The sequence below is a fragment of the Halioxenophilus sp. WMMB6 genome, assembly GCF_033283405.1.
Classification (GTDB): Bacteria; Pseudomonadota; Gammaproteobacteria; order Pseudomonadales; family Cellvibrionaceae; genus Halioxenophilus.
The window spans coordinates 339970-359421 of record NZ_JAWMQR010000001.1; the positions used below are offsets into that span (position 1 = coordinate 339970).

15 protein-coding genes are annotated in these 19452 nt (G+C 54.5%); 7 read left to right on the forward strand and 8 right to left on the reverse strand.

What is annotated here, in order from left to right; all coding sequences use genetic code 11:
* Window positions 1-30 precede the first annotated feature (30 nt).
* Complete coding sequence (tmpT, locus tag SBL51_RS01385; protein WP_317928675.1) at window positions 31-669, forward strand: thiopurine S-methyltransferase; 639 nt, start codon at window positions 31-33, stop codon at window positions 667-669.
* 15 nt (window positions 670-684) lie between these two features.
* Here tmpT and SBL51_RS01390 read toward each other — a convergent pair whose 3' ends face one another.
* Window positions 685-2142: a sigma-54 dependent transcriptional regulator gene (locus SBL51_RS01390; RefSeq protein WP_317928676.1), complete on the reverse strand. Its 1458-nt coding sequence runs from the start codon at window positions 2140-2142 to the stop codon at window positions 685-687.
* A gap of 279 nt (window positions 2143-2421) precedes the next feature.
* On the opposite strand from SBL51_RS01390, the gene SBL51_RS01395 reads away from it, so the two are divergent.
* The 5 genes from SBL51_RS01395 (at window position 2422) to SBL51_RS01415 (ending at window position 5797) form a co-directional block, all read left to right on the forward strand.
* Complete coding sequence (locus SBL51_RS01395) at window positions 2422-2583, forward strand: hypothetical protein (protein ID WP_317928677.1); 162 nt, start codon at window positions 2422-2424, stop codon at window positions 2581-2583.
* A gap of 61 nt (window positions 2584-2644) precedes the next feature.
* Window positions 2645-4219, forward strand: a complete 1575-nt coding sequence (locus SBL51_RS01400) for a cytochrome ubiquinol oxidase subunit I (RefSeq protein WP_317928678.1) — start codon at window positions 2645-2647, stop codon at window positions 4217-4219.
* Window positions 4220-4237: 18 nt separating this feature from the next.
* Window positions 4238-5371, forward strand: coding sequence for a cytochrome d ubiquinol oxidase subunit II (cydB, locus tag SBL51_RS01405; protein WP_317928679.1), 1134 nt, complete (start codon window positions 4238-4240; stop codon window positions 5369-5371).
* A 17-nt stretch (window positions 5372-5388) separates the two neighbouring features.
* Window positions 5389-5499, forward strand: a complete 111-nt coding sequence (cydX, locus tag SBL51_RS01410; RefSeq protein ID WP_317928680.1) for a cytochrome bd-I oxidase subunit CydX — start codon at window positions 5389-5391, stop codon at window positions 5497-5499.
* Window positions 5468-5797 (forward strand): cyd operon YbgE family protein, encoded by a 330-nt coding sequence (locus tag SBL51_RS01415; RefSeq protein WP_317928681.1) that lies wholly within the window; start codon window positions 5468-5470, stop codon window positions 5795-5797. The genes cydX and SBL51_RS01415 overlap by 32 nt, the downstream gene beginning before the upstream one ends.
* A 20-nt stretch (window positions 5798-5817) precedes the next feature.
* Here the strand turns inward: SBL51_RS01415 and SBL51_RS01420 are convergent, their stop codons facing one another.
* From SBL51_RS01420 to SBL51_RS01450, 7 genes are all read right to left on the reverse strand, one after another.
* A complete protein-coding gene (locus SBL51_RS01420) occupies window positions 5818-6315 on the reverse strand; it encodes a hypothetical protein (RefSeq protein ID WP_317928682.1) in 498 nt (165 codons plus the stop codon).
* 439 nt (window positions 6316-6754) lie between these two features.
* Window positions 6755-8482 (reverse strand): BatD family protein, encoded by a 1728-nt coding sequence (locus tag SBL51_RS01425; protein ID WP_317928683.1) that lies wholly within the window; start codon window positions 8480-8482, stop codon window positions 6755-6757.
* A gap of 51 nt (window positions 8483-8533) precedes the next feature.
* Window positions 8534-10465, reverse strand: a complete 1932-nt coding sequence (locus SBL51_RS01430; RefSeq protein ID WP_317928684.1) for a vWA domain-containing protein — start codon at window positions 10463-10465, stop codon at window positions 8534-8536.
* Window positions 10462-11508 (reverse strand): VWA domain-containing protein, encoded by a 1047-nt coding sequence (locus SBL51_RS01435; protein ID WP_317928685.1) that lies wholly within the window; start codon window positions 11506-11508, stop codon window positions 10462-10464. Before SBL51_RS01435 ends, SBL51_RS01430 begins: the two co-directional genes overlap by 4 nt.
* A complete protein-coding gene (locus SBL51_RS01440; protein ID WP_317928686.1) occupies window positions 11495-12040 on the reverse strand; it encodes a DUF4381 domain-containing protein in 546 nt (181 codons plus the stop codon). Before SBL51_RS01440 ends, SBL51_RS01435 begins: the two co-directional genes overlap by 14 nt.
* Window positions 12041-12044: 4 nt before the next feature.
* Window positions 12045-13055, reverse strand: coding sequence for a DUF58 domain-containing protein (locus SBL51_RS01445; RefSeq protein WP_317928687.1), 1011 nt, complete (start codon window positions 13053-13055; stop codon window positions 12045-12047).
* Window positions 13056-13089: 34 nt separating this feature from the next.
* Window positions 13090-14049: a MoxR family ATPase gene (locus tag SBL51_RS01450; RefSeq protein ID WP_317928688.1), complete on the reverse strand. Its 960-nt coding sequence runs from the start codon at window positions 14047-14049 to the stop codon at window positions 13090-13092.
* A gap of 437 nt (window positions 14050-14486) precedes the next feature.
* Between SBL51_RS01450 and SBL51_RS01455 the strand changes: the two genes are divergently transcribed.
* Window positions 14487-19451: an NAD-glutamate dehydrogenase gene (locus SBL51_RS01455; protein ID WP_317928689.1), complete on the forward strand. Its 4965-nt coding sequence runs from the start codon at window positions 14487-14489 to the stop codon at window positions 19449-19451.
* Window position 19452: the final 1 nt, after the last annotated feature.

The window sequence follows — 19452 nt, forward strand, 5'->3', positions numbered from 1 at the left end:
TTTAGCAGATTGTGATCGATGAGGTGAAGGGTGGAACAGCAATTTTGGTTTGATCGATGGGCGAAACGTGAAATCGGTTTTCATATGGCAGCGCCACACCCCTTGTTGATTAAACATTTTAGTCGGCTCGCATTAGCCGCCAATAGCCACGTTTTGACGCCTCTGTGTGGCAAAAGTTTGGATCTGCACTGGTTGCTGGCCCAAGGTTGCCGGGTCACCGGTGTGGAGTTGTCGGAAGCGGCGGTGAAGGAGTTGTTCGCCGAGCTGAAGCTTTCGCCAGTCGTCAGCGCGGAGGGGGCTCTGCGCCGGTATCAGGCTGGTGCACTCACGGTGTTTGTCGGTGACCTGTTTGCGCTTAAGGCTGAACAGCTGGCGGCGGTTGATGCCATCTACGATCGGGCCGCGCTGGTGGCTCTGCCCCAGAGCATGCGCGGCGATTACGCCCAACAGCTCTTGGCGTTAAGCCAGTCGGCGCCACAGCTGATTGTCACCATGGAGTATGATCAGTCCCTGCAACCCGGGCCGCCCTTTGCAGTATCGGAAGCGATGGTGCGCGGCCTCTATGAGTCGCATTACGCCATCGAACTGGTGGAGCGGGTGGCTGTTGAGGGCGGCTTAAAAGGCCTTTGCCCCGCTGAAGAGGCGGTTTGGCAGTTAACGCCCCGTTAGTTACCTTCCGGCCACTTATAAATCATTGAGTTTGCGATAGAGGGTCCGCTCGCTGACACCCAGTAGTTTGGCCAGGGAGCGGTTGTCGCCGCGATGGTGAGCCACCGCATACCGTAGATAGAGTTTTTCTGCTTCGGCCAGAGTCAGTAGAGTCTCTGGCCAGCCGGGCTCGGTACGACTGGTTTGTTCTCCGTTGGTACGCTCCAGTTCGGGCAGTTCGCGGCCTTTGCCATCGATACCGGCGGGCGGTTGCAGCTGTTCGGGGGTTACCACTTCGCCATCACACAAAATGGCGGCTCGCGCCAGGCGGTTTTTCAATTCGCGAATATTGCCCGGGTAGTCGAGCGACTTCAGATAGCGCAGTGCCGCCGCCGACAGCGTTTTAGCGCCGTGCTGCCACTGGCTGAGGTAGGATTCGGCGATGAGCGGGATATCCTCGACGCGCTCGCGCAGTGGCGGTAGTTGCACCGGAAAGCTGTTGATCCGGTAGTAGAGGTCCTGGCGAAACAATCCTTGAGCGACTAACGCTTCCAGGTTCTGATGGGTGGCGCTGATCAGGCGGAAGTTTGCAGCCCGTTCTGTGACTGAACCCACCCGACGGTAACTGCCGGTCTCAATCAAGCGCAGCAACTTTACCTGTAGCGGCAGCGGTACATCGCCAATCTCATCGAGGAAAAGTGTGCCGCCATCGGCCGCCTCCACCAGGCCTGGTTTGGCTTGATTGGCGCCGGTAAAAGCCCCCTTCTCATGGCCAAAGAGTTCGCTCTCAAACAGCGATTCGGTTAGGCCGGAACACTCAACCACCACAAATTGCTGCCGCTTGCGCAAACTGTTGAAGTGCAGATAGCGTGCCGCCAACTCCTTACCTGTGCCTGACTCCCCGGTGATCAACACGCTGATGTCGTTGGGGGCTGCCCGCTGTAGCAGTTCCAGTGTTTGGGTGAATATCTGGCTGTAACCGAGCAGGCGATAACGGCTGTTGCCCGATTGATTCACGACCTGCTGCGTCTCCAGGTAGACGGCGCCCAACCCCTCCACCCACAAAGGCTCCAGACGGATGTCGACATGTTCGGCACCCTCGACGCTATGGTGAACATGGAGCACCCGTTGTGGGCTCTGCCGCTCTTGGGCCATCTTCAGCGGGCAGCTCTCGCCAGAGAGGTGGCAGGGCTCGGCGTAGCCGTGGGAGGCCTGGTGGCAGAGTCGGTTTGGGTCAGCGCTGGGAAATCGAGCCTGAAAAACACTGTTGGTGGCAATAATCTGGTAGTTGTTATTGATTACCAGGGCCGCCTCTTCGCTGGTGTTGAGGCGGTTCTGCAATTCTGTTTGGCTTAGAGTGAGCATTGCGTCGCCTGGTTGGCTCTCCTGGATGGCCTTTGTGCGACCGATAATATGCCGCTCTGGGTAAGCAAGGTGGCTGCCATGGTTGGCGGTACCTATGTCATCAGTGGCATAGGGTGTCATATTTGTCATAGGCAAAGCAATTGGCTGCGCCTGATGAACGGTTAGCACGTCCATAAGCGATGCCGCAAAGAGTGCGGTATTGGCGGCTTGGTAGCGCTATTTGCTGGTCACAGGTCAACGCCCGCGGCGTGGTCGGTTTATTGCATTTCGAAAATTGCTAATTTAGTAAAAGCCCAAATTTGGCACTGGCTGCCAGCCCGCTTGAGGCAACCGATGAGACACCATCATGCGGGCTCAGGCAATTGTCTGCCAGATTTTGGCGCTTGTGTATTGGATGAGGAGAATAGCGTGTCGCGTCAGCTCTGGTATCACCACCCATTGGTTAAAGAAGTCGCTCTTATCCTGGTGATTAAAACCGTGGCTATTGTGCTGATTGGTAAGCTCTACTTTTCCGACCCTGTCGATGTTAGCCAACCCGGCAGCCGTGTGAGTGAGCAATTGGGCTTGTGAGCAATGGCTGGATGGATTGGGTGTTATTAGTTGTTCCTGCTTCTGCAATTAGGAGTGTTTGATGTTTGATGACACGCTGGTGAATTTATCGCGGCTGCAATTTGCCATCACCGCCTTTTACCATTTTCTGTTTGTGCCGTTGACGCTCGGCTTGGCCTTTATTCTGGCCATTATGGAGTCCGTCTATGTGATGACCGGTAATGTCATCTACAAGGATATGGTTAAGTTCTGGGGCAAGTTGTTTGGTATTAATTTCGCGCTGGGGGTTACCACGGGTTTAACCATGGAGTTTCAGTTCGGCACAAACTGGGCCTACTACTCACACTATGTTGGCGACGTTTTTGGTGCGCCGCTGGCCATTGAAGGGTTGATGGCCTTCTTCCTGGAGTCGACCTTTATTGGCCTCTTCTTTTTTGGCTGGGATCGGCTTACCAAGGTGCAGCACTTAATGGTCACTTGGCTGGTGGCCATTGGCTCGAATTTATCGGCACTTTGGATTCTCATTGCCAACGGTTGGATGCAGAACCCGGTGGGGGCCGAATTTAACTATCAAACACTGCGCATGGAGATGACCAGTTTTAGTGATCTGATCTTTAACCCGGTGGCCCAGGTTAAATTTGTCCACACCGTCTCTGCCGGCTATGTCACCGGTGCCATGTTTGTGCTGGCCATTTCCGGTTACTACCTGCTGAAAAAACGCGATCTTCCCTTTGCCCGTCGTTCGTTTGCCATCGCCGCCAGTTTTGGCATGGCCTCAATTTTGTCGGTGATTGTATTGGGTGATGAGTCTGGCTACGAGCTGGGCGATGTGCAAAAAACCAAACTGGCGGTCATTGAAGCCGAGTGGGAGACTCAGCCACCGCCGGCCCCGTTTACGGTTATCGGTTGGCCCAATGAAGAGACAATGACCACCGACTACGCCATTAAAGTGCCTTTCGCATTGGGTCTGATTGCCACCCGCTCCATCGATGAAGCGGTGGTGGGCATCAAAGATCTTAAAACACTGCATGAAGAGCGTATTCGCAACGGCATGGTTGCCTATGGGCAGCTGCAAGCGCTGCGTAGTGGTGATGACAGTGAGGCGACCAAGCAGGCGTTTGCAGCCGTTAAGGCCGACCTGGGTTATGGCCTACTGTTAAAACGCTACACAGAGAATATTGTCGATGCCACGGATGAGCAGGTGGCTATGGCGGTGGCAGACACCATTCCCAGGGTTGCGCCTATGTTCCTCACCTTCCGGATAATGGTTGGTTTGGGTGTGCTGATGCTGGTATTGATTGGCCTCTCTTTTATTTATGCCACTTTGCATGTGGTGGAAAAGAAGACCTGGTTATTGAAAGCGTTGATTATCTGCCTGCCGGCACCGTGGATAGCCTGTGAGATGGGTTGGTTTGTGGCCGAGTTTGGTCGGCAACCCTGGTCGATTGGTGAAATTCTGCCGACCTATCTCTCTGTCTCTACCCGCTCGGTGGGTGATCTTTGGTTGAGTCTGGGCGCCTTTATCGGCTTCTACTCGGTACTGTTAGTCGTCGAGCTGTACCTGATGTTTCGTTTCGCCCGCAAAGGCCCCAGCAGTTTGGGTACCGGTCGATACTGCCACGAACAACCTGAAGCCAACCCGTTGGTTGCCGGTTAGAGGAGGGGAGGAGCTGTTATGGATTATGAACTTTTAAAGTTGATCTGGTGGTTGCTCATTGGCGTGTTGCTAATCGGCTTTGCCATTGCCGATGGCTTCGATTTTGGCGTCTTATCTCTGCTGCGCTGGGTGGGCCGCACCGACAACGAACGGCGGGTGGTGTTAAACACTGTCGGGCCCCATTGGGATGGCAACCAGGTCTGGTTTATCACCGCAGGTGGGGCGATATTCGCCGCCTGGCCGGTGGTTTATGCGGTGGCGTTTAGTGGCCTCTATTGGGCGCTGTTGTTGGTACTGTTTGCGCTCTTTTTTCGGCCGGTTGGCTTTGAGTATCGCTCCAAAATAGAGAGTGCCCGTTGGCGCAACAACTGGGACTGGGTATTAACCACTGCCAGTCTGGTGCCGTCGCTGGTGTTTGGCGTGGCATTTGGCAATCTCTTATTAGGTGTACCCTTCCATTTTGACGAGCAATTGCTCCCTTTTTACGAGGGCACATTCTGGCAACTGCTAACACCCTTTGCGCTACTGTGTGGCTTGGTAAGCGTAACCCTGCTGATGTCCCATGGCGGTATCTATCTTCAACTGCGCACCGAGGGCGCGATGCAGGCGCGCGCGCGTACGGCGGTTATGTGGTTGTCACTGTTGTGTGCAGTGCTCTTTGTTCTGGCGGGTATTTGGGTTGCTTTTCTGCCGGGGTTGTCGATTACCGCAATCCCGCCTCATCATTTAGCTTCCACGCCATTGGATAAAACCGTGGCGATTGGCAATGGCGGTTGGCTTGCCAATTACCGGCTTTTCCCCCTGTTGCAAGCGGTGCCGGTGGTGGCTGTCGTTATGTTGCTGGCGACTTGGCTGCTGGCCAGAGTTAACCGGCCTGGTGTTGGTTTTGTTACCAGCTCGCTGGCCATCGCGGCGGTTATTTTCACCGCGGCGGGTAGCCTGTTTCCATTTGTACTGCCGTCCAGTAGCAATATCAATCACAGCTTAACGCTCTGGGATGTAACCTCCAGTGAAAAGACCTTAACCATCATGTTTGGGGTGGCTGTGATTTTTGTACCCATCGTATTGAGTTATACCGCCTGGGGTTATTGGAAGATGCGCGGCCGGGTAACTCAGCAACATATTGAAGAGAATCCTTACTCGACTTACTAATCTGAGGAGGTGTAGCTATGTGGTATTTCGCCTGGATACTTGGCGTGTTACTGGCGTGTTCATTCGGAATTATTAATGCACTCTGGTTGGAAGTGAATGAAAACTTCGACCGAGATGCTGAAGAGTGAACCTGTGCCCTGGTATAAAATAGCGCAACTTAATTATGGTACCTGCCGATTGGTGTCGCTGTTTTTGGCTGCAGGGTTATCCCTGGTTGTTTTGGTGGCACCCTGGCTGTTGTCAGCGGAAGCTGGCGCTATTAACCATGGCTTGCTGGCCATGGTGTTTTGGGGGATTAGTGTTGGCTTTGTGCACGGAGTGGGTTATGTGCCAGTTGCGCAATTTTGGCAGTGGGCATTGAACCCTTTGCTGGCCTGGATGGTAATGGCGTGGACAACCGTTTTGGTTGCCCGCGCCTTGTTGTAGCGCGGGGCTAACCTTAACGGTTAGCTTTGCGGTTGGGAGAGTGACGAGAGTGTTTTTTTGCACCACTTAAAGTAGGTCGACTGCATTTTTGTCAGCTCTTTGTTTTGTTCCTTGAGTTTGCTGGAAAAGAGATCGAAGTTGTCGAGTGATTGGTTGATGATTTTGGCAACAGTGCTTTGCGGTTTGCTCACATCTTTGTTGCTTTGCATAAGAACCTGGCCGCTTTTGGTGAACTCTTTAAACAGTGCCTCTTGTTTTTTGAGCAGGGTGTCGAAATTGGCTTTTTGTAACGAGAACAACTCCTCGTAAAGGGGCTGGCACTTTTTGGGATTAAACAGGTTGGTATTTACCTGGAACCAATTCACATCTTTGTAGATGTCGCTGATTTCACTGCTTAGGGTTTGCATCTCTTTTAGCGGTTCCGCTGCACCTTTGCTGCTTTCAATAATTTTGTCTGCAACTTCCTTGGCTCTATCGAGGGCTTCCTGCAGTTCGGGTTCTACAATTGAGTCACTCATTTTGGCTCTCCATTTTCGGGATTTGCTTTTGCCTTTGGGTACAATCTGGTCTGTTGATAACACGGTTTATTACACGTTATGTAATAAACATACCTGCTTTTAAAAACCTGATTCTAGTAACGACTAAATAACCCACGCTACTGCATGACGGCGTGTTGTTGGGATAACAGTTACTCAATTATTGATCGTATGGGGTGGAAGCAGCGGTAGCAAACGCTCTGCTGAAAGAGCGCTAATCGTGCTCGCAAAGTGTCGCCTCTGTCAATGGTGGCAGTAGGAAAAGTGAACAATTTTTAACGGTATTTGCCGGCGAGCGATGTCAATGGCACCGGTATCATTGGGTGTTGTTCGATCGCCATGACCTGGCCATTTGATGGCGTTGGCAAAGTGATTAAATGGGTAAATTCCCGCGTATATCTGTACGCGGGGTTGTAAGAGGTTACACCGGGTTAAGAGGCGCGAGCTGGGTACTGCTTTTCTTACTGGGCTTTACCCCCAATTCACTGCAGGCTTTGGCGATGCTGGCAAAGTCGATGGCGGTACCCACTTCACCATGGAAGAGACTGCGGTCAAGCTGGGCAATAGCTGCTTGGGCTCTGCTGTCTGTTAGCTGCCGGCTGACATTGGCAAGTGTGGCAGGTAATTTGGGGTCGAGTGTGCGTGAGAGTAGCAATAAGGTCGCGTGTACCTGCTGCGTTTGTTGTTGGTGACAATATTTTCGCAACTGCTTTTGCACACTTTTCAGGGGCGGTTCTTCCGCTGCTTCCTGCCAGTGTGGTTGGGTGGCAGCTTTCCCGGTCATTTTTAGCCAGAGCAGGGTAAGTATCACCACGACCACGGCCGTCACCAGGTTGCTGATTAACAGCAATGGCCAATTAGATGAACCACTATTTTGGTTGCCGGCGGTAGCGGGAGCAGCCAGGTCGATTACCGGGGGGATGGTCGGCTTGGTAATTATCGGCGGTGCGTTGGTATTAGCGCCTGCGGCCGCCTTAACGGTAATTTGTCGGGCGGGCAGGCGTACCACCGCCTGCTCGTTTTTATCTGTGTCCCACCAGGTGAGGGAGACTTCCGGTAGGGTATAGGTGCCCGGTTGTGTCACCAACAGCGCCTGTGCCTGGGTGGCCTGAGTGACTATGCCGTGGTTGCTCTTCTGTTCATCGGCTTTGGTTGGTTCTGGGTACTGGTTGATATTGTCCGGATAATCAACGGGCATCTCTGGCAGTTGAGAGGCAGTTAAGCCATCGGCGGTGACGATTATATTGCGGGTGATGGGTTCTCCCTGTACGAACTCAGGAAAACCATCACTCCAGGTCTCGGTAATGGACAAGTTTTTTGCCGGTAACCAGGAGTTACCTGAGAAGCTGTCTGGTTTGGGCAGAATATTAATCGTCTCTGCATCCGAGCGTAGGCGCCGCATACTGCTTCTGGAGTAGAGATCAAACAGTGAGTTGGAGCGGCTGCCAATGGTGGCTTCCCAGGTGAGGCTGGGAATGGTTAATTTACCGGATTCCTGCGGGTAGAGGGCATAAACCAGTTCGACCACGGCGTAGTCTCTGCCGTTGATATTGCGGTTGTAGCGCTGCTCCGAAACCATTTCGATTTTAGCCTGAGGCAGCTTCAACTCCTCCGGTGTAATGCTGGAGACAGGAATTGAGGTGTTCAGCCGCAGGGTGAGCAGTACCTGCTGCTGTACATAGGCGCTTTCGTGGTCGAGCTCGGTCTCTAAAAAGATGTCCCGTGTCTGGCCGGACCCTAAATTTAGTGGTTTGGCTTTAGTTACTGTGACCTCTATTGGGGTGCTGAAATTGCCGTCCAGGTTAAACGAAGGGATCAGCAATTTTCCCTCTTTTTTCGGTGCGATCACAAACGACCACTCCACCCAAGACTCCACCTGGCCATTAAAGCTGCGAAACTGATTACTGCGGCTCTGGGAGATGATGTCGAAGTTGATCATCAGATCTTCCAGCTCGGGGGTGGCCGCCTGATTGTTGCCCTGGTAGCGAACTTTTAGATTGAGTGTCTCTTCGACGGTGAGATTGTTGCGGTCGACGGTAGCGACCACTTCGTCGGCGTGGCTGGCCTGGCTAATCAACACCAATGCGAGGCTGACTATCAACATCAGTATCAGCTGTTGGGGAAAATTTAGGCTGGTGCTTCTAATCATGGTTGTGTTCTTAGCGGTATCTCAGTGCGGGTTCGGGTTGCACGCGTTTGCTTAGAGTCGCGACGCGGCGTTGTTACTGGGCAGATGCCACTCGCCGGCGCGATACTCCTGGCGTCGCTGCCGATATTGGTGTTGAAATTTACGGCGCAGCAGACCGGAGGGATCGTCTGGTATCTGTTTTAGCCACTGTTCCAGAGCCTGGCGCTGCTCCTCCGACATGTCGTCGTTGGCGAGGGCTGCGCTGGCGTTGCTGTTATCGGCGTCACTTTGTTCTTCGTCTGATTGCGACTCATCAGCACTGGCCATCTGGTCGGCCTGGTTTTGATCCCCGTTTTGCTCGCTATTGGAGTCCCGGTCGGCCGATTGTTGTTCGTCACGGCCGCTTTTGTTTTCGGTATTTTGTTGCGATTGATTGTCGGCACTCTGCTGGGAGCTACTGTCGTTTTGCTGTTCGTTGTCGGCCTGTTGCTGGTCGCCATCTTGCTGCTCAGACTGCTGGGACTGATCCTGATTACTGCTCTGCCCATCCTGCTGATCCGACTGTTCCTGATTTTGATCGGAGTCGTTCTGTTGATTCTGCTTCTGGCTCTGACTGTTTTGTTGCTGTTGAAGCCGTTTTTCGACCACATCGCGGTTGTATTGGGCATCTTCAAAATTGGGGTTGGCAGCCAGTGCCTTGTCGTAGGCGGCTAAGGCTTCTTGCAGTTGGCCGGCCTGGGCCAGTGCATTGCCCTGGTTGTAGAGCCCCTCTGGGGTGGCGGGGTCAAATAGGGAGGCGGCCTGGTCGTAGTCGCCATTTTTATAGTGGGCACTGGCCGCCCAGGCTGGGTCGTCAAACAGCTGCGCGGCCTCGGCAGACTTGCCCTGCTCAAGCAGGTTCATGGCCCGTTGATCATGGGTTTGCCAAAGATCCTGCCATTCGAGCGCACTGGCCGTTGGGGTGTAGCCTGTGGCCAGGCCAATTGCCAGCAGGGGGGTTAACAACCAGCCGCGGCGAAAGGCCAGGGCGGCAAAGGGTAACAGCAACAGCACCAGGTAGGGACCCTGTTCCTGCCAGATATCAAACTGGTGCTGTTCGTCGTCGTTATTGCTGTAGTGGCTGCTGTCGAGCAGTGCCCGATTCTGGTCGGCCAACAGGTATTCAACGTCGAGGTTATCGGAACGCAGCACAGTAAATTTCCCGCCATTGCGTTCGGCCAATCCCTGCAGTTGGGCGATGTTTAACTGGTCGACAATTACTTTGCCGCTGCTGTCTTTGGCAAAGCCATCGCCGATGGGGACGGGGGCACCGGTCTCTGTACCGACTGCCAGCACGGAGAGGGTGTGTTGGGTGCTGGCCAAGGCGTTGCTTATGGTATCGATGGCCTCCGGTACTACACCATCGGTGACCAGTAGAATATCGCCGGCATAGACCGAAGCATCTTTAAACAGGCGGATGGCGGTCTCGACGGCCATTTCAGTGTTGCTGCCACGCACTGGCATCAGGCCCGGCTCGAGAGCAGGAAGTTGGGCGATGATGGTGTCCATATCGTCGGATAGCGGCGTTACCACATAGGCTTCGCCGGCATAAACTACCAGCGCCGCTTCACCTTCGTGTTTGGCCTTGAGCAGATCCATCAATTTGTAACGGGCCCGGGTGAGGCGGTCAGGTTTAAGATCGCGGGCGAGCATGGAGGGCGAGAGATCCCACAAAATCACCAGCGACTGCTCTTTTTTCATTACCGGCTGCGGCAGTTTTTCCCAGGTGGGCCCGGCGGTGGCCAGGGTGGCAATCAGCCAGGCGGCGGCTAACGCCCAGAGTGGCCAACGATTGGCTTTCTGTTGCTGTTTGTCGAGCAGGTGGCTGAGCAGACGACTGTCGACCCATTTTTGCCACTGGTTGTCGAGTCGTTGACTGGCCAGAAGCCCAAACAGAATTGCCGCCAGCGGAAGCAGTAACAGCAGCCAGCCGGGACGCAGAAAGTGAAAATCGGTAATGCTCATAATTCGGCGGCGGAATCTTTAACGACGGATTGTTGGCTGCTGGCACGCAGCCACCAACTGGCGGATAATTTTTTCAGTGCCAGTAGGATGCTGGCCAGCAGCGCTACGGTTAATGGCCAGTAGAATAGAGCCCGAATGGGGCGAAAGGTTTCTGCCGCCTGTTCGATGGGCTCCAGTTCGTCCAGCACCGAGTAGATTTCGATCAGCTCCTTGGGGTTACGTGCGCGAAAGTAACGGCCGCCGGTCTGTTCGGCGATCTTCATTAAGGTGTCTTCGTCCAGGTCGCGGGAGGGGTTGAAGGTCCGGCCGCGCGGGTTGAGCAGGCTGCGCATGGTTATCTCGTCTGCGCCAACACCAATGGTATAGATTTTCACCCCGGCCAGTTTGGCCAGTTCCGCTGCCTGCAGTGGCGCGACGGCACCGGCCGTGTTGGCGCCGTCGGTTAGCAGAATCATTACCCGGGAGGACTCGGGGCGATCCTGCAGGCGTTTGATACCCAGGCCGATGGCCTCGCCGATAGCGGTTTTCTCGCCGGCAAAGCCAAGTTGCGCCTCTTGTAGCAGAGTGTTGACCGTCTCGCGGTCGAAGGTGAGAGGCGCCTGCAGGTAGGCGTTGGTACCGAACAGAATCAGCCCTAAGCGATCCTGATGGCGACGTTGGACAAACTCTCCTACCACATATTTAACGATGGTAAGCCGATCCAGGTTTTCGCCGGCGACGATCATATCGCGGGTATCCATACTGCCGGATATGTCTACCGCCAGCAGCAGGTCGCGGCCGGAGGTGGGCAGTTCGATGGGCTCTCCCAACCACTCTGGGCGGGCGGCGCTGCACAACAGTGTCAGCCAAAGGCAGAGCAGGAGCAGCCAGTGACTCCAGCGGGAAGCCGATTTGAGCGAGTTGCTGTCGCTGAGCGCCTGGACTTGGGTGAAGAACGGGACCAGTAGAGCGCTGTTGGTATCCTTGGCCGCCGGCAGCCAACGCCAAACCAGCAGGGGTAGGGGAATCAGTAGAAATACCCAGGGCCACTCAAAGGAGAGCATAGTTGTCTCCCTCATGTAGCTGGGTTCGTTGATCAATATGGTGCTTGCCAACCCAGCGCTGGCACTCACGGGTCAGTGTGGCCAGGCTCAATTGGGTATCGACTGATGCTTGGTAGTGACCGCCAGCCAAGAGTGCCAGGCTCTCCTGGGAGAGGGTTTTGTTGGCTGAGGCGTCCAGAAATTGATGCCAACGGCTGCCGGAGAGGGCAGCTACACCGGCCCGCCCGGTGCGCATCGCCACCCGCTTAAGCAGGCTGTTTAGAAAGAGCAGCTGTTCGGCTGTGATGGGGCTATTGACCGGTTGTTGCTGTAACCAAGTGGTGAGCTCGGTCTTGGCCTGGCGCCGGAAGGCGGTGCGTTGGCGCTGGCGGTAACCGAGATAGGCCACGCTCACTAACAGTGCGGTTACCAGCAGGGCCAGCAACAGCCAACCCGGAGCCAACCAGTAGCCACTGACCTCGGGCGGAAGCACGATGTCGCGTAGCTCCGGTATGGGTGGCTGGCTGGGGGCGGATGATGGTGCAGAGGGCATAGCGTTAACGGCTGCTTTGATGGTTGGCCCTGGCGGCCGATTTAAAACGGTTGGAGCGTTTGGCTTTGCCATACAGGCCAAGTAGCAGGCGTTCAGGGTCTTCGGTGGTACAGGCATTAACCACATTCACGGCGAAGCTGTTGGCTATCTGTTGCAGCCGCGCAAGGCGGGAGTCAAAGAGATTTTGGTAGCGTTGCTGGAAGCCCAACTCCTGAGGGTTTAGTTGTAGGCGCTGATGGCCGTTACTGACCGACAGTTGCGCAGTGTTGGGCAGCTGTTGCTCCAGGGTGTCGAAAATGTGGAACAGGCTGACATCGTTGTGGCGGGCCAATAGATAGAGCTGTTTTTCGCACTCGGGGTTTAGGTCGGAGAAGTCGCTCAGGATGAAAATATTGGTGCCCGGTTTGGCTACCCGTCGCACATCGGCGAGCATCTCCTCCATGGAGATTTTTCGGCCCGAGGGTAGCGGTGAATGCAGCCGCTGATTAAATTCCACCAGTTTTTGCAGCAAAGCCAGTTGGGCGTGCTTGCTGCGTTTGGGGCGCACATCCTGTTGAGTGTCATCGGCAAACAGCAGCGCGCCGATGCGATCGTTCTGACCAATAGCAGCCCAGCCAATGGCGGCGGCCAGGTGTGCTGCATAGACCGATTTAAAACAACGTTGGCTGCCAAAGAACATATTGGAGCGTTGGTCGACCACCACCAGAACCGGTTTTTCCCGCTCCTCCTGGAAGAGCTTGGTGTGCGTTACTTGGGTGCGGGCAGTTACCCGCCAGTCGATACTGCGGATGTCATCGCCGGGGTGGTACACGCGCACCTCCTCGAACTCCATACCGCGGCCTTTGGTGCGGGTATGGATTGGTCCTGCCAGTAGTGAGCGGCTGGGCTTGGCGTATTGCAGGTTCAATTGGCTGGCGGTCAGACGGGTGAGCAGCAGCTCCTCGAGCTCGGCATGGACACCCGACACTCCGGTGCGGGACGAAAGCGATTTCACTTCTGCAGCTTGGCGTTTCATCGTCTCTCCCTTACTAACCCAACGCAGGGACATTTTAGGCAACTGCCACCAAAGAGAGCAATCGATCGATAATATCGTCGGCGGAGATGCCGTTGGCCTCGGCCTCGAAACTTAAAATCAGGCGATGCCGGAAGACATCGTGAATAACAGCTTGGACATCATCCGGGCTGACGTAATCGCGCTCGGCAAGCCAAGCGTGGGCTCGGGCGCAGCGCTCAAGCGCAATCGTGGCCCGCGGACTGACCCCAAACTCAATCCATTGGGCCAGCTCGGCGTTGATGGCTTCGGCCTTGCGGGTGGCGCAGGTGAGGGCGACGATATAGTTCTCCACCGCTTCCGACAGATGCAGATGCAAGATTGCATCCCGGTCGGCCAGCAACTGCTCCTGGGAGATGGTCACTGGCGGCTGGTTTTGCTCCTTCTGTGCCTCTCGTCTGGCCAGCCGTAAAATGGCCAGTTCGGCCTCGCTGTTGGGGTAATCGACGTTGACGTGCATTAGAAACCGGTCGAGCTGGGCTTCCGGCAGTGGGTAGGTTCCCTCCTGCTCAACTGGGTTTTGGGTGGCCATCACCAGAAACAGCTCCGGCAGCTTGTAGGTTGACCGGCCGATGCTGACCTGGCGTTCCGCCATGGCTTCCAACAGTGAGGATTGCACCTTGGCCGGCGCCCGATTGATCTCATCGGCCAATACCAGGTTGTGAAAAATCGGGCCGGATTGAAACTCAAAAACGCCGGTTTCAGGACGATAGATATCGGTACCGGTTACATCCGATGGCAATAAGTCCGGGGTAAATTGTATGCGGTGAAAACTGGCTTCCAGCCCCTCTGAGAGGGTTTTAATCGCTTTGGTTTTTGCCAGGCCGGGTGCCCCTTCCACCAGTAGGTGGCCATCCGCCAGCAGTGCGATCAACAAACGATCAATGAGATGTGGTTGGCCGACAATTGTCTGATTAAGCCATTTTTTTAGGGAGAGAAGGGCGTTTTGATCCGTCATAAGCTAGTGCGTCAGGCCTGTTAATGCAGTTGTGGGTGGGGGCAAACCATCCGTTCATGTGTGGGCTTTTGGCCAAAATTCAAGTATCCAGGCAGCTGTAGCGCCTTGGCTGTTCCATGAAGACTGGCGGTCATATGGAAAGTTCCTAAGTCTGACAAAGCTGAATACAAAAGCAAGCTGCGACTTCTGCGGTTGCTGAGTCGCAAATTGTGGGTAAACAACCCGGTTTTACAGCCACCCAGGGCGCGGTTAGGGCAGGCTAAACGGTACACATGTACTAAACTTTAGGGAAATAATTCTACAAAAAAATGCCGAATCTAAGGGCGGATGACAAGCTTGGAGTTTTCACCACCGGCCTGCGAATAAAATCGGTAAAGTAAGCACCTTGCAAAGCAGAAATGTAAATCGGCCAGCAAGCTGATTTGAGAGAGGCCATCGTGGAAATCAATTCCGTTATGACCCAGTCGGAAAGCCAGTTTTTGGAGCGACTAGGGGTCAATATCAAAGAAGAACAAGCTGTAAGTCAGCAGCAGGAGTTCGGTCATTTTACCGAGCTCTACTTTCACCGCTTCCCATTAAATGAAATTCAGGGGCGCCAATATAAGGATATTTACGGTTTTCTCGCCGGCTGGTGGCAAAGGCTGAAGTGCTACCAGGAGAGTGATTACCGGGTAGTTGTCTATAACCCCAACTTGGAAGAGCACGGTTGGTTGTGTAGCCACACGGTTATTCAGGTGCACATTCGCGATATGCCGTTTTTGACTGATTCCATCCGTTTGGAGTTGAACCGGCGTAATATTCGTGTCCATTTTCTGTACAGTCGTGTATTGCAGGTGGTGCGTGCAGCTAATGGTGCGTTGGTCTCAGTACTGGATCGCAATGCCGCGGTCACCGAATTGCCTATCGGCCATTATGTGCAAAACGAGGCACTGATCTATTTTGAGATCAACCTGCACTCCAGCAGTAGCGAAATGATGCAGTTGCGTAATGCGATGGAAGATGTGCTGGTGGATATCTGTGCGGTGGTAGCCGATTACCAACCCATGTGCAGCGAGGCCGAATCCGCCTGCCAAAATTTAAGCTTGGCCAAGAACAATCCGGCTGCCAATGCTGAGCTGGTGGCTGAATCGCAAGCTTTTTTGCAGTGGCTGGGGCAGGGGCACTTTACATTTCTGGGTTACAGTGAATTTGAGTTAACCGCACCTGGCAAAAGTAAGAAGCGGGTTTTGCGTGAGTTGACCGACCGGCGGCGTGGTATTTTTCGTCGTTCAGAGGCCGAAAAGGCGCCTCTGGCCGAGGCTGATTTCAACCAGGGAATGGCCGTCTTCTACCGCGCAGACGACTGCATAGCCTTTACCAAATCCAATAGCCGCTCACGCGTTCACCGTTCCGCCTATTCCGATTATGTGGTGGTAAAAAAATACAGTGAAACGGGCGAAGTGATCGGCGAGTGCCGCTTTCTGGGCTTGTATACCAGTGCCGTCTACGAAAATAAGGTGGCCAACATCCCATTGATTCGCGACAAAGTAAAATATGTGATGGAGCAGACGGCCATCGATCCCGATTGCTACGACGGCAAAACCCTGTTGCGCATACTGGCCACCTTACCACGCGATGAGATGTTTCAGCTCTCCAAAGAGCAGGTGTTAACGCTCAGTACCGCAGTAGCACAAATTAACGAGCGGCCGCTGGTGCGGCTGTTTATGCGAGCAGACCCCTATGGCAAGTTCGTTAATTGCCTGGTATTTGTACCGCGCGATATCTTCAGTACCAAAATTCGCCTACAAATCCAAAACCTGATTGCGGCGGAAATCGACGCAGAGGAGTGTGAATTTAATACCTATTTCTCCGAGTCGATTCTGGCGCGTGCGCATTTGGTGTTTCGCTTAAAGCCAGGCGGCAGCCCTGAGTTTGATGTTCACGCCATCGAGCAAAAAACCATCGATCTAACCCGTGGCTGGGATGAAAATCTATTCTCCGGCTTGTTGGAGGCGCTGGGGGAAGAGGTGGGTACCAAGCAGTACCGAAGCTATCAAAATGCCTTCTCGGATGCCTATCGGGAGGCCTATGACGCGCGCGCCGCGGTAGCGGATATCGCCACTGTTTCGGCGCTCTCTATCGACAACCCGGTGGCGATGAGTTTCTATCAGCCATTGGGCTCCAACCCCAAGGCAATCCGCTTTAAGGTCTTCCATGCGGGCTCGCCGCTGCACCTCTCCACGGTGGTGCCGATTCTGGAGAATCTCGGTTTGCGGGTGCTGGGTGAATACCCTTACGACATCGAGCCGGAGGGCGCACCGGTTATCTGGTTGCACGACTTTAACCTGGTGTTTGATGGCAGTGCCAATGTCGATGTCTCCAACACCAAGCGGGTTTTTCAGGAGGCATTTAAAGCCATTTGGCAGGGGCAAGCGGAAAACGATGCCTTTAATCGCCTGGTATTGGGTGCGCGGCTGAGCTGGCGGGAGGTGGCGATATTGCGCTCCTACGCACGTTACATGAAGCAGACGGTGTTCAATTTTGGCCAGAGCTACATCGCCGACACCCTGGCCGTACATGTGGATATCACCCGCAACCTGATTGCCCTGTTTAAGGCGAAATTTGAACCCCGGATTAATCAGTTCAGCAAACTCGACAAGGAGCGCATTGAGCGACTGCAACAGAAGATTGTCGACGCCCTGGAAAATGTCGATAACCTTAATGATGACCGGATCATCCGCCGCTACCTCGATCTGCTCAAAGGCACCTTGCGCACCAACTATTTCAAGAAGGGGGCAGACGGCGAACCGCTTGCTTACCTCTCCTTTAAGTTGGCCCCAAGAGAAATTCCAGAGATTCCCGAGCCGCGCCCACTCTACGAAATATTTGTTTACTCCCCCCGCATTGAGGGGGTGCATCTGCGTGGCGGTGCCGTGGCCCGGGGTGGCTTGCGTTGGTCTGATCGCCTGCAGGACTACCGTACTGAGGTGCTTGGCCTGGTAAAAGCCCAGCAGGTAAAAAACGCGGTGATCGTGCCCAGTGGTGCCAAAGGTGGTTTCGTGGTTAAGCAGCCACCGAAAGAGGGCGGCCGCAAAGGGTTACAGGCCGAAGCCATCGAGTGTTACAAAATCTTTATTCGCGGGCTGCTCGATATTACCGATAACATCATCGATGGCCAGCCGCGGGCCCCAAAGGATGTGGTGCGCCATGATGGCGCCGACCCCTATCTGGTGGTGGCGGCGGATAAGGGCACGGCCACCTTTTCCGATATCGCCAACCGGATTTCGCTGGAGTACGGCCATTGGCTGGGCGATGCCTTTGCCTCTGGCGGTAGCCAGGGATATGACCATAAAGGCATGGGTATTACCGCCCGCGGTGCCTGGGTTTCCGTGCAGCGTCATTTCCGTGAGCAGGGTATCGATATTCAGCAGCAGGATTTTTCCGTGGTTGGCATTGGCGATATGAGTGGTGATGTTTTCGGCAATGGCATGCTGCTGTCGGAGCACATCTGTCTGGTGGCTGCCTTTAACCACCTCTCCATTTTTATCGACCCGAACCCCGATGCCGCAGCCAGCTTTACGGAGCGTCAGCGGCTGTTTCAAAACCCGCAATTGAATTGGGAGGACTACAATCGCGAGCTCATCTCCGGTGGTGGCGGTGTCTTCTCTCGCGACCTGAAGAGCATTGTCATCACGCCAGAGATGAAAGAGCGCTTCCAAATTGAAGAGCCCCGATTGGCACCAAACGATTTGATCAACCGGCTGCTTAAGTCGCCGGTTGATCTGATCTGGAACGGGGGTATTGGCACCTACGTAAAATCGTCCAGGGAGATTAACGGCGACGTTGGTGACAAAACCAACGATACCCTGCGTGTCGATGGTAACGAGCTGCGTTGCCGTGTGTTCGGCGAGGGTGGCAACCTGGGGATGACGCAGCTGGGCCGGGTGGAGTACTGCCTAAACGGTGGTGCCTGTAATACCGACTTTATCGATAACGCCGCCGGCGTCGACTGTTCCGACCACGAGGTCAATATCAAAATTTTGATCGATAAATTGGTGGCCCAGGGCGATATGACCGACAAGCAGCGCAACAAGTTGCTGGTTGATATGACCGAGTCGGTTGCCGAGCTGGTGCTGGCCAACAATTATCAACAAACTCAAGCTATCAGCCTGGCTCATCACAGCGGCCTGGAACGGTTTGCTGAATACCGCCGGCTGATCGCGCAGCTGGAGAGCCAGGGCCGTCTGAAACGTAAACTGGAGTTCCTGCCCGACGAAGAGGGGCTGCTCGAGCGGCACAGCCACCAGAAGGGACTGACCCGTCCGGAGCTGTCGGTGTTGATCTCCTACGTGAAGGTGATGCTTAAGGAGTTGTTTGCCGCGGACGACATTGTTGCCGACCCCTATATCTGTCGAATGGTTGAGAGCGCGTTTCCTGCGCTGTTGAAAAAGAACTTCCTGAAAGAGATTCAACAACACATTCTGCGCAAAGAGATTATTGCCACTCAGTTGGCCAATGACATGGTTAACAATGGTGGTATTACTTTTTACCATCGTCTGTTTGAAACCACCGGCGCACCGGCAACCAATATCGCACGCGCCTATGTCACAGCCCGGGATGTCTTTTCGATGCCTGATTTTCGTTCCGAAATTGAACAGTTGGATCTGAAACAGGGCGCCGAGCTACAGATGCAGGAGTTGAACAAGCTGGTGCGGCGGGTAAGACGCGGCACCCGCTGGTTTTTGCGCAACCGGCGCTCGCAGTTGAACCCGGTGGCAGAGGTACCCCATTTCAATCGCTCATTAGCTGAGCTGGCCAAGATAATGCCGGAAGTTTTACAGGGTGAAGAGCGTGCGACCTGGCAATGCCGCTACCAGGAGAGTATCGAGCTCGGCTTTTCGGCGCTTTATGCCGGCGCCAATGCCTTGCCTTCGCACCTCTACTCCGGATTGGGAGCTGTCGAAGCGGCACGGGAGAGCAAAGGTGATCTGCGTCAGGTGGCTCAGATCTTCTTCTTTTTGAGCGACCGTTTAGGGCTGAATTGGTTTGCCCGGCAGATTTCCGATGTCTCGGTGGAAAACTACTGGCAGGCCATGGCCCGGGAGTCGTTCCTGGATGATATGGAGTCCCAGATCCGTTCGCTTACCGTCTCGTTCGTGCGGTTGAAACCGGAGACGATGGACCTGGACGAAACCTACAGCCGTTGGATGCAGCAGCACAAAGAGATGTACGACCGCTGGTCAACCATGATGCTGGAGTTGCAAAGCAGTAGTGTCTCTGACTTCGCCATGTTTTCGGTGGCCATGCGCGAACTGTTCGATTTAGCGCAGGCTACCAGCTTCTGCGACAATTTGTGTGATGTCTCCACCGAATGCACTGGTGGCCAAGCCAGCGTGGGGATTGAATCGAGCAGGGCTTCTTAGA

Excerpts from the sequence above, each read along its gene's own strand:
- SBL51_RS01390 (WP_317928676.1), bottom strand. The coding sequence starts at position 2,142 with ATGACAAATATGACACCCTATGCCACTGATGACATAGGTACCGCCAAC.
- SBL51_RS01400 (WP_317928678.1), top strand. The coding sequence starts at position 2,645 with ATGTTTGATGACACGCTGGTGAATTTATCGCGGCTGCAATTTGCCATC.
- cydB (WP_317928679.1), top strand. The coding sequence starts at position 4,238 with ATGGATTATGAACTTTTAAAGTTGATCTGGTGGTTGCTCATTGGCGTG.
- cydX (WP_317928680.1), top strand. The coding sequence starts at position 5,389 with ATGTGGTATTTCGCCTGGATACTTGGCGTGTTACTGGCGTGTTCATTC.
- SBL51_RS01415 (WP_317928681.1), top strand. The coding sequence starts at position 5,468 with ATGAAAACTTCGACCGAGATGCTGAAGAGTGAACCTGTGCCCTGGTAT.
- SBL51_RS01420 (WP_317928682.1), bottom strand. The coding sequence starts at position 6,315 with ATGAGTGACTCAATTGTAGAACCCGAACTGCAGGAAGCCCTCGATAGA.
- SBL51_RS01425 (WP_317928683.1), bottom strand. The coding sequence starts at position 8,482 with ATGATTAGAAGCACCAGCCTAAATTTTCCCCAACAGCTGATACTGATG.
- SBL51_RS01430 (WP_317928684.1), bottom strand. The coding sequence starts at position 10,465 with ATGAGCATTACCGATTTTCACTTTCTGCGTCCCGGCTGGCTGCTGTTA.
- SBL51_RS01435 (WP_317928685.1), bottom strand. The coding sequence starts at position 11,508 with ATGCTCTCCTTTGAGTGGCCCTGGGTATTTCTACTGATTCCCCTACCC.
- SBL51_RS01440 (WP_317928686.1), bottom strand. The coding sequence starts at position 12,040 with ATGCCCTCTGCACCATCATCCGCCCCCAGCCAGCCACCCATACCGGAG.
- SBL51_RS01445 (WP_317928687.1), bottom strand. The coding sequence starts at position 13,055 with ATGAAACGCCAAGCTGCAGAAGTGAAATCGCTTTCGTCCCGCACCGGA.
- SBL51_RS01450 (WP_317928688.1), bottom strand. The coding sequence starts at position 14,049 with ATGACGGATCAAAACGCCCTTCTCTCCCTAAAAAAATGGCTTAATCAG.